General features: G+C 50.7%; 11 protein-coding genes. 3 read left to right on the forward strand and 8 right to left on the reverse strand.

The features are described from left to right. Positions 1–5: 5 nt before the first annotated feature. The 8 genes from MKX76_RS16750 to MKX76_RS16785 form a co-directional block, all read right to left on the reverse strand. Positions 6–1,055, reverse strand: coding sequence for a peptidylprolyl isomerase (locus tag MKX76_RS16750; RefSeq protein ID WP_341034250.1), 1,050 nt, complete (start codon positions 1,053–1,055; stop codon positions 6–8). 206 nt (positions 1,056–1,261) lie between these two features. Next, positions 1,262–2,386: a glycoside hydrolase family 88 protein gene (locus MKX76_RS16755; RefSeq protein WP_341034251.1), complete on the reverse strand. Its 1,125-nt coding sequence runs from the start codon at positions 2,384–2,386 to the stop codon at positions 1,262–1,264. A 20-nt stretch (positions 2,387–2,406) separates the two neighbouring features. Next, entirely contained in the window at positions 2,407–4,272 is a 1,866-nt protein-coding gene (locus MKX76_RS16760; protein WP_341034252.1) for a DUF2264 domain-containing protein, read from the reverse strand. A 33-nt stretch (positions 4,273–4,305) separates the two neighbouring features. After that, a complete protein-coding gene (locus MKX76_RS16765; RefSeq protein ID WP_341034253.1) occupies positions 4,306–5,907 on the reverse strand; it encodes a response regulator transcription factor in 1,602 nt (533 codons plus the stop codon). After that, complete coding sequence (locus tag MKX76_RS16770) at positions 5,882–7,687, reverse strand: sensor histidine kinase (protein ID WP_341035053.1); 1,806 nt, start codon at positions 7,685–7,687, stop codon at positions 5,882–5,884. The genes MKX76_RS16765 and MKX76_RS16770 overlap by 26 nt, the downstream gene beginning before the upstream one ends. A 120-nt stretch (positions 7,688–7,807) precedes the next feature. After that, positions 7,808–9,169 carry an ABC transporter substrate-binding protein gene (locus tag MKX76_RS16775; RefSeq protein WP_210095422.1) on the reverse strand — a complete coding sequence of 454 codons (1,362 nt, stop codon included), beginning with the start codon at positions 9,167–9,169 and terminating at the stop codon, positions 7,808–7,810. Positions 9,170–9,306: 137 nt separating this feature from the next. Then, positions 9,307–10,128 carry a carbohydrate ABC transporter permease gene (locus MKX76_RS16780; protein ID WP_341034254.1) on the reverse strand — a complete coding sequence of 274 codons (822 nt, stop codon included), beginning with the start codon at positions 10,126–10,128 and terminating at the stop codon, positions 9,307–9,309. A gap of 27 nt (positions 10,129–10,155) precedes the next feature. Next, positions 10,156–11,064, reverse strand: a complete 909-nt coding sequence (locus MKX76_RS16785; RefSeq protein ID WP_213616727.1) for a carbohydrate ABC transporter permease — start codon at positions 11,062–11,064, stop codon at positions 10,156–10,158. A 465-nt stretch (positions 11,065–11,529) separates the two neighbouring features. Here MKX76_RS16785 and MKX76_RS16790 point away from each other — a divergent pair, with 465 nt between their 5' ends. The 3 genes from MKX76_RS16790 to MKX76_RS16800 all read left to right on the forward strand — a co-directional run bounded on the left by MKX76_RS16790 (position 11,530) and on the right by MKX76_RS16800 (position 13,945). After that, a complete protein-coding gene (locus MKX76_RS16790) occupies positions 11,530–11,916 on the forward strand; it encodes a winged helix-turn-helix transcriptional regulator (protein WP_007131516.1) in 387 nt (128 codons plus the stop codon). A 264-nt stretch (positions 11,917–12,180) separates the two neighbouring features. Beyond that, on the forward strand, positions 12,181–12,726 hold the full coding sequence (locus MKX76_RS16795) for a PadR family transcriptional regulator (protein WP_341034255.1): 546 nt from the start codon (positions 12,181–12,183) through the stop codon (positions 12,724–12,726). Positions 12,727–12,763: 37 nt separating this feature from the next. Then, positions 12,764–13,945, forward strand: a complete 1,182-nt coding sequence (locus MKX76_RS16800) for an MFS transporter (RefSeq protein WP_007131514.1) — start codon at positions 12,764–12,766, stop codon at positions 13,943–13,945. Positions 13,946–13,994: the final 49 nt, after the last annotated feature.

Consider the following 13,994-nt stretch of genomic DNA (forward strand, 5'->3'; position numbering starts at 1 on the left):
ATGATCTAGTTCGAGAACGAAATCGTCTTAAGCACCTCCTCGTCGATCTCCATCGTTGCTTGACGCAGTTGGTCTTCAACGAGCTGCTCCAGCTGCCTCTCCATATATAGCTGAACCAAGGAAGTTCTCGCTTGCTCATAAGGCACGTAGCCCTTGTCCTCGGTTTCGAGAAGCCTCAGCATCATCGGGCCGTTATGATCACGTAGAATGTCGGTAAACTCCCCGGGCTGCATGGTCATGAACATCTCCTGCAGCTCTTGTGCCCCATCATCGTCTTTGGACTTTGTATCCATGTCCAGCGTGTCCTGCCGAACGACGATATCCTTCGAAGGCCCTAATGGAACGATAGATTCCTGGACACTGCCAGGCCGCGTTAAGAGTTGATCCCACAGCTGTTCCAACGGTTGCGGGCTTTCCGCCGAGATGATTTCGTAATCAAAAGAATAGCCTAGATGAAAATCGTCCGATTTAATCTCGTCATACAATGGCTTCAGCTCTGCATCCGTAAGCGCAGCCTTATTCTTCTTGACCAGGTCATCGATTAGAGCTTGATAGTTCATGCTGTGGAGATACGAATAAAATGGCTCGGCCCCATACTTCTGAAGACCGTAAATCGGCTGCTTATTGCGAATATTCTGCTGCCGGTCCTTATTCTCCGCTTCTAGCTGCTTCAAAAAGGAAGCAAAGGACGAATCTTCGATGATCCCGTACCGTTTCATCAGCATTTGCTCGATCTTTATTTTTTTCAAATCCTCGATCGTTTTCTGTTTGGCGTAGTCCAGTGGATTCTGTCCTTGGTAGGAGGAGGTCCAGAAATCCGCATGGTAATCCGCATGATATTTGCGTTTGAAATCACTGACGGTTAAAGCTTTGTTCTGCTGCAAAAAAAATCGAAACTCTTCAGCCGTCACGGGTTCATCATTAATCGTAAATACAACGGGATCCTCTGATGACTGAGCCGCATGGCTCCAGATCACGGTGACGGAAAGTCCGGTGACCACAACCAGCAGGAAGACGAGCAGCATTCCCGTCCTGGCAGGCCTCTTTATTACCAACAGAATCTCCTCCTTAAATTGAAATCGCTTTCATTTTATTGCCACCCTTATTATAGTCGGGCTTCAAGCGTGGATATAATGAACATATTTGACGGATACCGTACGATTTTTACTTGTTGGTTCATCCCTTTGCCTTGCCCTCGCATATCGTAAAAAAACCTCTGCAGCTAAAAGCTGTCAGAGGTTTAGAACCTTATAACGCCATCTTATGTTTCATACCAATAGCCTTTGATTCCACGCTCAAGCCGGACAAGGGCTTCCAGATAATAATAATCGCCCCAAATCATATAATCGTCCGGGGCCCGGTCCCCCCTTACGTGATAGGAGCCATGCTTCAGCAGCCCTTCCGCGTCCGGCAAATCGGTCGTGGCATAGCGCTCAACGAGTGATTTCATGCTGCGATTCAGCGCATCTTCAAACAGAGCCCGATCCGGATCGCTGTCGCCTATCAGCTCCAGCAGCTCAAGCAGTCCGGACGCCGTAATCGCCGAGGCCGAGCTGTCGCGCGGTGTGCCATCCTCGACCGGAACATCGAAATCCCAGTAAACGACCGCATCCTCCGGCAGACGATCGATAAAATAACGGGCCATGCGCTTTGACGTTGACAAGAAATCGGCATGCTTCGTATATCTGTATGCAAGGGCAAAACCGTAAATCCCCCATGCCTGGCCCCGGGTCCACGTCGATCCGTCCCGGTAGCCCTGGTGGGTGCCTCCACGGAGCGCATTTCCATTGTCGGTGTCGAAGTAGAAGGTATGATAGGAAGAACCGTCCCCCCGTACCAGAAACTTCTGGCTCTTAAGAGCATGCTTCATTGCTACATCATAATACTTAGCATCACCTGTCTGCTCATGCGCCCAGAACAGAAGCGGGAGATTCAGCAGACAGTCGATAATGATCCGCCCCCCATTTTCGGGATCGTCCTCTTTCCCCCATGCCTGAATAATTCCGATCTTAGGCCTCCACCGCGCTAATAAGGCATCGGCTGCTTGGAGCGCAAGCTCGCGCGCAGCTGTATTCCCGGTTACACGCCACTGTGCAACCGCGGACAGTGAGTATAAAAATCCGATATCATGGTGGTCCAGCTCGATATGATGGTCCAGACGATGCTTGAAGTTGGCTAAATAGGACTCGGCTGCTTCTTTATAGAACGGATCCTGACCAAATTCATAGGCGAGCCACATCATGCCGGTATAGAAGCCCTCGATCCAGTCGTTGTTCTCACCCCAATCATAGCGCTGTCCTTCGATGATGTGTGGTAATTTTCCAGGGTGTTTTTGAATATTCTGTTTGATTTTGACGAGGGCGTCCTCAATCGCAAACTTCCACATTTTACTCTCCCCTTTGCCGATTATTCTGTCTTGATTTCAACAATAACGCTCCTGGAGAGAGCTTCGGTGATCTTGATCGTTCCTCCAGGCGTCTGTTCTACCATTGGCGGATGTTTGAGAACGCTTTCGTTCCTTTCAGAGCTCGAAGCGCCGAATACCGCAGAAATCAGGAAGCTGTCCCCCGGTTCAAGCTCCGCGATCAGCGTAGGGATCATCGTTCGCGGCTTCAGCAAATTCGTATTGGCTTCCGGATAGACCATCATCGCGCCGTCATATCCTTGCAAATTGACGATGCCGCTAATGCCTCCAGGCATAATCGCTGCAATTCGATCCGCTGCCGTCCGGATGGCGTCCGGTTCGCTTCCGGTCAAGCCGGTCATCCTCCCCACTGGGAATCCGCCTTCGGCCGCCGTCAGCCTGCGGCCCGTATGAATGCGGTGAATCCGCACATGCCACAGCCCTGCAGGAATAAGCCATGTCCGTACCTCGACGTCGTGCCAAGGCAGCCATCTCGAATACACAAACTGTTGTTCAACCTGAAACTCCTCGCAGTAACGCCGCACACGATAATGCTCATCCCGCTCACTCAGGGCAAGCATGGAATCGAAGGCCCCTTCCGTCAAGCCGTAATAGCCTTTGGGAACGCTGAAGCCAAAGCGCGTGGAGTAAGCAAATTTTGAGTATTTGGCTGCGCTGTGTGCCATAGTGAAATTCGCCATTTGCCCGGATGCCAGAGCAACAGCATGTCCATCATCCTCCGGACGGCAAATCATCATGCGAGCGTGTGGCTGAACGGAGATCGGCTCCAAGCTGGGGAGGGGTTCCTCCTCCACCGACCAGAATGGATGGTCATCCGGCAAATCCAGAATGAGAAAGGTTTTAAACGCCCAGTAAGGAGATCCGGGAGCATTATAGCTCTCTGCCATGATCAGATTAGGGTAAGCGTAGCCTATGCTAAGCAAACCGTCCGTCGTAAAGATCGGCTGGGCGAGCCACCACCGCAGATGGCGCATAATAATCCCTTTCATGACCCCCAGCGAAAACGGCTCGACGCCGGCATATACAAGCGCGCACCAGAAGGAGACTTGAGCGAAGCGGTAGGTCTGACTGCGTCCAAAGGGAATGCTGCTTCCATCCGCGGCAAACCAATAAATGAACTGCTCGGCAAATATCTTCGCCCGCTCCCGGTAAACCTTGGCGCGCACCGGATCATCATCTTCCATCAGTTTGGCGTAGATCAGCGTGTAGAAATGCATGGCAAAAGGAATGTAATAATCCCGCTGATCCGTCTTGCCGTCGGAATACCAGCCATCCCCCAGATAATAGGACTCTATCGTATCCAGGTACTCATCCATGATGGCCTGGTTATATGGCATTCCTACCTTCTTGAACCCGATATTCACAAGAACCGTGAACATCAGCCAATTATTCGGATTCGAACGATCCACCAAGTTAATTTGATTCAACCACCCATACAGGTTTTCCTGCTCGCGCTCGTTCAGCGGGTGCCAAAGTTTATGCGGCGCAAGCGCCAGCCCAAGCCCCAGCACGGCCTGCTCGACCATTCGCTGGTCCTTGGTTGCAAAGGCCCCCCAGTATTCCTCGTGTTCCGGATCGGTGCCGTTAACGATCCCCTTCAGGTATAGAGGCCATAGATCTGATTCGCCTCCCCCGCCGGCATGGGGAACCAGCCCCCATAACGGCCTTGCGAAAGCCTCCATAAGAGCAATCGCTTCATTGTATTCGGCAGCCGTATCTCCAAGCTGAAGACCGGCGCATCCCGGCGTAAATCGCCGTTTCAACGGCTCCAGCATATCCGTAACCGCCTGCCTCACATCGGCTTTCGTACGAAATGCGTTATATGCTGCACTACCATTCTGCCGCAAGCTATCGCTTCCTCTCTGACTCATGGACCAGGATTAGTTCCATGACATATATTCGCTGGGTGTCTTTCCGTATTCCCGTTTGAACAATTTGATAAAATAGCTCTTATTCGCATAGCCCAAATAATCCGATATTTCTTCAATTGATTTATTGGATTTCTGTAATAATTGTTTGGCCTTCTCCAGCTTGACCATATTGACATATTCGATGAAATTCTGGTTGGTTTCACGCTTGAACAGGCGGCTGAAATAGCTGGCATTCAGATTCAAATATCCCGCGATTTCCTCAAGGGTCACTTTCTCGGTCACATGCTGTATGACGTACTGCTGGGCCCGGATCACTTCGGGCCGTTTCGATTGGATTGACAATACGCTTAATTTGCGGGAGAGCTCCTTTAAATAATGCCTGATCCAGCTGAGCAAATGCTCCATCGTATGAATGCCGTTCACGGCGTCATACAGCTTCTCTTCGGAAATGCTCTGCTGGACCTGCAGCGTGACCTTCGTCTTCATTTGCAAATCCATGAGAAGCTGAAGCACCCATTCTTTGACGTCTGCGGGATGAAACCGGCTCTTCTTCACCCATTTCGCCCATTCGTTAAGCATTCCTTCCAAGCTTTCCGAGCGGTTCAGCGCCAGAGCGTCATTCATTCTCGAGAAAAATGCAGCATACTCCGCGTACATATCTCCATCCGCAAAGGAGGATTTCTCGAAACGATGGACTCTCGCTTCCTCTAAATAAAACCGATGGTTCAGCTCCTTCATCATAGGCATCAGCACTGCCCGCAGCTCGGTAGGCCCGGACGCTTCCCTCCCCAGCAGACAGGTGATCGATATTTTCAGATATTGTTGGACGGCGCTTATGGCATTCTGCAAAGAGTAATGCAGCAGCTGCTGTTCCTTGACAGGGTCCTCGCAGCAGATCCACACCACCAGTTCGCAATTATTGTGATGAAGAATAACGCTCCGGTGCATGGTGTCCAGCACTTCCTGCAGGATATTTTCGACGGCAAAAGCGATGGTGTAATCATACATATTGCGAGCCCGGGACACTTCCGATATCCGGTCGATAGATACGATCACAGGCAAGTAATATCTGGCATCCAGGACAATTCCGTTCAACCGGGCGTGCTTGAGCCATGCCTCCTTCGTCCAAGACGGCTGGTACAGCGTATCCTTCAGCAGCTTTTCTTTGAGCGCCGACCGGTTCAGCGCATCCTTCTGCATATACTTTATGACTTCCGACGCCTGTTTCTTCTCCTCGTTCAGATCAACGGACAGGTTGTGAAGCACATCCTGCAGCTGCTCAACCTTCAAGCTTTCTTTAAGAATATAATCGCTTACCTTTAATTTCATGGCTTGCTGTGCGTAATGAAACTCATTGTGGCAGGATAGGATAACGGCTCTAAACCGGGGATTGATCTTGCTGAATTTCTCCAGCATCTCCAAGCCATTCATTTTGGGCATTCCGATATCCGTTATGACGATGTCGGGCAGGCGCTGCTGCGCATCCTCCCATGCCTCCAAGCCATTCGAATAACAGCCGATCAATTCGATACCAAGATCCTTCCATGAAATACTTTGAGACAAGTAACGTACTACCGGATAATCATCATCCACCAGTATTGCTGTCAGCACCCTGTTCACCTCGCTCCATCTCGAATGGAAATATTAACGTGATGGTTGTTCCTAAGTCCTGCTCGCTGTCGATCTCCAGCTGAATGTCCGCTCCGTAGATTAGGCGCAGCCGCTGAAACACATTGTGCACGCCGATTCCGGAAAACCCTTTCCTGGCAGATGCTGCAGGCTCCTGTGTGCTCATCACCTTGGCGCGCAGCTCATGCAGCTTGGATTCATTCATGCCTACCCCGTTGTCCCGTACAGATATGCGCAATTGATTCGAAGCATTGTCACGGACCTGTGCCGCCGTAATAAAGATGTCTCCGGCATACTGCTCAAATCCATGAATAATCGCGTTTTCAATGAACGGCTGAATCATGAACCGGGGAACAAGGGCCCCCTCACAGCCCGGCTCGTAATCAATACGCAGTCGAACCTGATTCGCATGGCGAAAATTCATGAGCCGGATATAATGCTGGACGGTCTCCACCTCTTCGCGAAGCGGAATGAACTCATTATCGCGGTTAATGGTCATCCTGAGCAGTGAAGACAGCGAAGCGATTAGTTCGGCATTTTCCTGATCGCCCCGAATCAGAATGTTAAGCCTGATCGAATTCAGGAGGTTAAACATAAAGTGCGGATTAATTTGTGCCTGCAGCATTTCCAGCTCCGCCTTGCGCTTCTTGGATTGTTCAATCGTAATCTGCTCGATCATGGATTCGATCCGATCCAGCATATGATCAATCGTCCGTGCCAGGAGGGACACCTCATGATTGCCTCTAATACCCGAGCGCATATCCAGCCTTCCCCGGCCGATATGGGTAATAAAGCGGCTTAAATCCCGGATTGGCTTCGTGAATGTCGCAATCAGCACCGTTAGCAGCACACAAAATAATGTAAAGAAAAACACCTGTAATCCAAAACTGATTAATAGAATCTGTTTGTGCTTCGATACGGCCGAGGATAACGGGATTAAACTAACCAGACGCCAGGAATTCGCGCGGATCGGCTGCTCGGCATACACATATTCCTGACCGTTCATTTCGACTGTCGATGACTGTTCGTCCCTGTTCCACCATGCTACTTGACTTCCGATCAAGGAAGGGTCTGAATGGGAAATGACCACCCCCTCCTCGCTTAGCAGCATCATCTCCTGATCCGAATTTGCCCGCTGGATTAGGTGGCTTCGAATTTTGCGCTCATTCACGCTGATAATGACATAACCAATGACACTGCCGGCCGACGTCCGAATCGGGCGCCCTATGGTTATGATGTGGGAGCTTTGTTTTTGCAGGGGATTGAAGCTGTTCTCCTGCAGCCCGACCCAATAGGTTGAGAAGGACGGAAGTTGATTCAGCTGTTCAAACCACGGCTGCTTATACAGCTGCTTGGGATCGAAATCGCTGTGAGAGTAATTGGTATATGTAACATCGTTTTTTCCTAATATGGTGACATAGTATTCGTCATGCTGCCGGAACAGCTCATCAAGCAGCCGAACGAGCCTGCTGTAATTCACCAGGTTCTCTTCCTTAAGCTTGCGATTCTGCCTGGCTGTGATCTGCTGCCTGATTTCGGTATTCGTGAGGACGATGTTCGACAGCTCCAGCGTCTGATCGAGCACGCCGTTCACATCCGACTGGACTGCTCGCAGCGCATCCTCAGAGCTGACAACCGCCCGTTCGAGCAGCAGATCCTTAGTTAAATAGTTTGTCAGTAAGTAGATTCCGCCAAGCGGAAGGAGAAAGCATACCAATGCCGACCAAATCAGCTTTTTGCGTAACGAGAACCTTGGTATCATCACAAAAACGACGCCTCAAATCGGATTGAATTGGAATAGGGAAAAACCTGAAGTTTTCCCCTGCCCATGATCTATATTTCTAGTAAATGAAGCATCCATCTTCCGTACGTTTATAACGGATTAGTTTTGATTATTGTTTACGACCTCGGTAATTTTCTGATCGATGCTGTCAATCGTCTGATCGAGGTCCTGATTATTGAGAATGTACAGCTCCGCCTCCGGAATCACGACGTTCTTCGCCTCATCGGCATATTTAACAGGTACCGGGGCGGATCCCGGTATAGTGTTGTTGATGGTGTATTTCAACGATTCTATATCGATCTTCGAAGGATCGATCGAGGAGTTGACAATGGTGTCCACAAGCTTATCCGTATCGGATTTAGCCCAGCCGGAGAATACTCTGCCTCCGATTTCGAGCCCTTCGGATGTATACCATCTGACGAACTGGTAAGCTGCTTCCTTATTCTTGGACTTTGCAGCCACTGCCATATATGTCGGCTGCACCGGGGAGTAATGCTTGCTTTCCCCTTCGAGTTTAGGAAGCGGAGCAAAGGCTGTCACGAATGTCGCCGGAATCGCTTCGGTTCCCCCGGATTCCGCAACCATCCAGTCTCCCATAGGAAGCATTGCCGCAAGTCCGTTGAAGTATTGATTACGATAGGCAAGCTTTTGGGAAATGATATCTTCGTACGGGTTGACGCTCTTATCCTCATACATCATTCGTTTCATCATTTCCAGATTCGCCTTCAGCAGGGGATCCTTCGCATTGGATGTGCCGTCGCTCTTGAGGAAGGTATTATCGGAAGGCTTGCTCATGAGCTGCAGCTGGAAGTAATCCGGCCAATTATGCAGATAAGCGCCATAGCGTTTCTCCGCGCCGTCCCCCTTGGTCAGCTTCTTCGCATATTCCTCGAATTCCGCCCAAGTCCAATCGGTAGGGACCGGTAATCCGGCTTCCTCCAGCATGGCCTTGTTCATAATCACGAACCACCGCTGCATGGAAGAAGGAAGCGCGTAAATTTTGCCATTTACCTTGGTATCTACCAGATATTCATCCTCGTATTTATAGCCGTCCTTCTCAATGTAGCTATCAAGCGGCTCGAACAGTCCGATATCCGCCCTTTGCGAATAATTCGTATACGGAAGCTCCACGATGTCCAGCTGGTCGTTTGAGGCCGCCATCAGATCAAGCTTCTGCATGGCAGCAACCGAGTCTCCTTTCTCGTTCAGAAGATCCAGCTCCACCTTAATGTTCGGATGCTTCTTCTCGAATTCCGGTATGATCTTGCTCCACTGCGCTTTTGCGTCTGTCTGCCACGTGCTTAATTTGAGTACGATCTGTTCGGGCGCAGCCTCCTTGCCCGATTCGTTCTTGGCTTGGCCAGACTCTGAAGTGCTGCCCCCGCCTCCGCCTCCGCAAGCTGTAACCGCCAAGGCAAGAGACAGACTTAGCAATAGCGATGGTATTTTTTTGATTTTCATATAGACCCTCCTCTAATAGTAACAGGTTTTTTCAGGTTGTCATCAACATTTGTAAGTGCTTACAGGATCCATCCTATCATGCGTAAGCTTCTGGCGTAGGCACCATTTTTTACGGAAGCCAAACGATTTTGACTTTATCATCCTTTCACTCCCCCAAGGGAGATGCCCTCAATAACCTGCTTCTGGCCAATGGCGAAAATGATCAGCAGCGGGAGTATGGCGGATACGGCACCGGCCATCATCAAGGAATAGACATCGCCGTATTGATCCCCGAACAGCCGAATGCCGAGCTGAATCGTAAACAGCTCTTTGGACTTTAGGAAGATCAGCGGATACTGGTAATCGTTCCACGTCCAGATAAACCGGAGAATGGCGTACGTCGCGACGCCGGGACGGATCAGCGGGAGGGCAATTTGCCAAAAAGTTCGAAAGTACCCCGCTCCATCCATTTTTCCGGATTCGATGTATTCATCATGCACGCCCATGAAAAATTGCTTTAACATGAAGGCCCCGATAATGCTGAAGCTGTTCAGCAGAATCAGGCCGGCATGGGTATCGATCAGCTGCATCCAGTTGAACAACAGAAACTGCGGTACCAGGGAGGCCTGCGGCGGCACCATGTACAAGGCCAGGACCAAAACGAACATCGCGTCCCTGCCCCAGAATCGGAGCTTCGAGAAGCCATAGGCTGCCAGCGCGCATACGAAGACATTAATGACCGTCGTTGCGATCGTGATATAGATGGAGTTCCAATAGTAACGGACAAATTGGCCGCTCCATACGGTCCGGAAATTCTCGATTGCATTCCAGTGCTTCGGAATCCATTCGATCGGAAATTTGAATACGTCCGCCTCCGGCTTGAAGGAAGTGGACAGCATCCACACAAACGGAAGAATGAACAGAATGCCGATTAAGGCCATGATGACGGTCCAGAAGGCTTTTGAAATACTGATTTTCATGTCAAACTCCTTTCTTGCCAAGTCGTCTTAATAGTTGACCCATTTCTTCTGGGCCAGCATCTGCGCGCCGGTAATAAGCAGACAGATCAGGAATAAAATCATCGCCATGCTTGAAGCGTAGCCTGTCTTCAGCTGGTTGAAGGCCGTGTCATACAATTCATACACAATGACGGTTGTGGAATTAGCTGGACCTCCCTGGGTAAGCACCTGAATCAGGTCGAAAATTTTGAAGGTTCCGATGACCCCGGTCACCAGCAGGAAAAAGGTGGTTGGCGATATGCACGGCAGCGTGATGCTTCGGAATTTCACCCATGCATTTGCCCCATCGATCTCAGCCGCTTCGTATAGGTCCTTCGGAATCGATTGCAAGCCAGCGATGTAAATAATGATGTTGTATCCGAGAAGAATCCACACCTGAATCATCATCAAGGACGGCAGTGCAAAGTCGATGTCCGCAAGCCATTTCGGGGGATTGTCGATCCCTAGCGACATGAGCGTCTTGTTTACCGGCCCGAGCGAAGGGTGGAATAAGACCTGCCAGACCATAGCCACAGCAACGATACTCGAAATATAAGGAAGAAAGTAAATAACCTTGAAGGCATCCTTCAGGTATACATGCTTATCAATGAGTACAGCAAGCACTAGCGCAATGATCATGGTAATCGGTACCGTAATGATAAAAATAAGATTGTTGACCAGGCTCTTCACGAATGCGCTGTCATGAACCAATCTGACAAAATTATCAAAGCCGGCGAATTTCATGGCACCCATGCCGGCAACAAAGTTCCAATTCGTAAAGCTGAGCAGCAAAGACCCGATTACGGGAATGAGCGTCAGAACCAGCAGTCCCAACATTAAAGGAGCCACAAATAAATAACCGGCGATTCGCTCCCTCGCGACCATGCTGAGCCTCACGGAATTCTTTGTTCGTTTCATATTTCTCTCCTCCTGGCGTTAATGCTTGGCAAAGCGTAATTCGAAAAAGCCCTTTTCGAATATGGCGATAGAAATGTCGTATCTTCATTGTAAAAAAGCCGTCTGCAGCATATAAGGAATAGAAATGAGTATTTTGGAACGAATTTTACTTTTTTGCGCACAACAAAAAGACGAGCCCTCGGCGGGCCGTCCTTTCTCTTGTCCTATCCATATGATTCGCGGCTTCCCTTCCCACCTCATGGTACGATAAACCGTACTAAGTACATTTTAGAATCGTACTGGGTCTAAAACGGATATTGTGCTACATTACAATCATCGAGATTTCTAAAACGAACGGCGATGCCGGGAGGGATCTAAACAGTCAGCATGCGTTGCCACTCAGCTGGCTTAACCGGTATTCCATCGTTCAACCTATAGATCGCGGAATGATTCAATGGGGCTAACAAATGGGGGGAGTGAAGGGATATGAACAGATTTGAGCATCAACCGCATGAAACGGCCGGGATATTGACAACCCTGCAGTTGATCGGCGGAAAGTGGAAGCCGCTGATCCTGTTTATTCTGCTTCAAGACGGAACCAAGCGCTTCGGAGAGCTGCGGCGGCTGCTTCCGGGTGTCACCCAGGGCATGCTGACCAATCAGCTGCGGGAGTTGGAGCAGGATGGGCTCGTTGTGCGAACGGTCTATCCCGAGATTCCGCCTAAAGTGGAATACTCGATCTCGGAGCATGGAAAGACGCTGGGAACGGTGCTTACCGATATGTGCAGTTGGGGATTTCAGCATCTGGAGTATACCGGGCGCATGAACAGCCGCGAAGAGGAGCCGGTGAGGAAGAACACGGGCAGCTCGTAACGCAATTCAAGCGGCCCTAGTCAGCGCTTTGAAATGGAGAGGCATCCAGAGCTTAATGCCTCTAGTTAAGCGCTGCGAAATGAAGAGGCATGCAGCTAAATGGCTGGAACATGGCGGTCCAGGGGTTCCCTGTGCCGCCATGTTCCGTTTCGTTATAGGAGCCTTGTCTTGTCTATAATTTAGAATCGTGAGCCGCTTTTCGGCTTGATTAATATGTCGTATCGATATATATTTATATCGATACGACATATTTGGGAGGTGCTCATGTACGAACTATTTGTGTTAGGCGAATTGATGACGGGTGAGAAGCATGGCTACATGCTTCAGGAAATCCTTAAAAATGCCGGCGGCCCCTATCGGCAGATCAGTTCCGGTACGCTGTACCCGCTGCTATCCCGAATGGTGGAGAACGGCTCGATCCACCTTACCATGGATGAAGTCCCAACAGGTAAACGGCCTCGCAAAATATATCAAATCACCGACGCGGGAAGAAGTCGGTTTTTAGAGCTGATGGAAAAGCCTCTGGAATACGGAGCGGATACAACAGAACTGCTCCAATACAAGATGGTGTACTTCCGTTATGTCCCGAAATCGGTCCGGCTCGAATGTCTTAACCAGTATTTGAAGTACCTTGAAACAAATCTCAAGCATGTCAGCGATTTCGAGGCAGAGCTGATGTTCTATAAACCGGAGCCCGAGAAACAGCGGACGCAGCTCCTGCGCGTGCTGGATCACCGGAAACGGATCGGATCAGCCGATATCGAATGGGTAAGAGCTGAAATCGAGCGTCTCGCGTCGGAACCGGAATAAGCTTACCTAATCAAGTATGATGGAGGAGGAATTGAGAGTGGAGCGTTTATGGACCAAGCCGTTTATTCAAATGACGGTTGGCATGCTGTTTCTGTTTACGGGCTTTTACCTGCTGCTTCCCACGATGCCGCTGTATATCAAGCATTTGGGGGGCAGCGAATCCCAGGTAGGCCTTGCTGCAGGGCTGTTCACCTTGTCGGCGGTCGTCTTCCGCCCGTTCGTGGGAGCTCTCGTCGACCGTCACGGTAGAAGGCCCTTTTATGTGTGGGGACTGTTATTGTTCGTCATTTCCATGGTCTCGTATGACTGGGTCGGCGGCATTCTGCTGCTGCTCGCCCTCCGGATGGTGCATGGTGTAAGCTGGGCATTTGCCACGACGTCCGTGGGGACCGCCATCACGGATTTGATTCCTGCCTCGCGACGGGGCGAGGGAATGGGCTGGTACGGCATGGCCATGACGGTTGCGATGGCGATCGGTCCGATGCTCGGCACCGCGCTTGCCTCCGGCGACTCTTTCCACACCCTGTTCCTTGTTGCCGCCGGACTTTCCTTAGCTGCATGGGTGCTCGCGTTTATGACCAAGGTCCCCTTTCAACCGAAGCCCTCGGCCGGGCGGATTCGGCTGATCGAACCGTCGGTTCTGCCGGTAACGGCCGCTATCTTTTTTCTCGCCGTGGCTTATGGAGGAATTACGACCTTCCTTCCACTATTCGCTGCATCCATCAGCGTCAATCCGGGAACCTTCTTTCTGGTTTATGCCATTGCGCTGACCTTGATCCGTCCACTGGCCGGAAAGCTGTCGGACCGCTTCGGCGAAGCCGCCGTCATCATACCATCCCTCATTATAACGGCGCTGTCGCTGCTTCTCCTCAGCCTTTCCGATAGCCTCGTCGGTCTGATCGCCGCCGCCATCCTCTACGGGATCGGATTCGGCTCGGCGCAGCCTGCACTGCAAGCGGCAACCCTGCGAATCGCTCCCGAGGACCGGCGGGGCGCTGCCAACGCTTCCTTTATGACTGCGTTTGATCTCGGCATCGGCCTTGGGGCCATTATCCTCGGCTGGATATCGGAGCAAACCGGGTATCCGCTGCTATTCGCGATCGCCTCTGTCTCCGTCGTGGTGTCGCTTGTCATATTTGCGCTGTTTGTGAAAAGATTGCTCAGAACCGATGCTGTCTTAGTAAGCTCAGCCGGAACACCGGTAGAGCGCGCGGAATAAGCAGGAGAGGCGAATATGGACCCCCGATCAGCGAAGCTGCACTTGCGCT

Source organism: Paenibacillus sp. FSL R5-0810 (assembly GCF_038002285.1).
GTDB lineage: Bacteria > Bacillota > Bacilli > Paenibacillales > Paenibacillaceae > Paenibacillus_AQ > Paenibacillus_AQ lactis.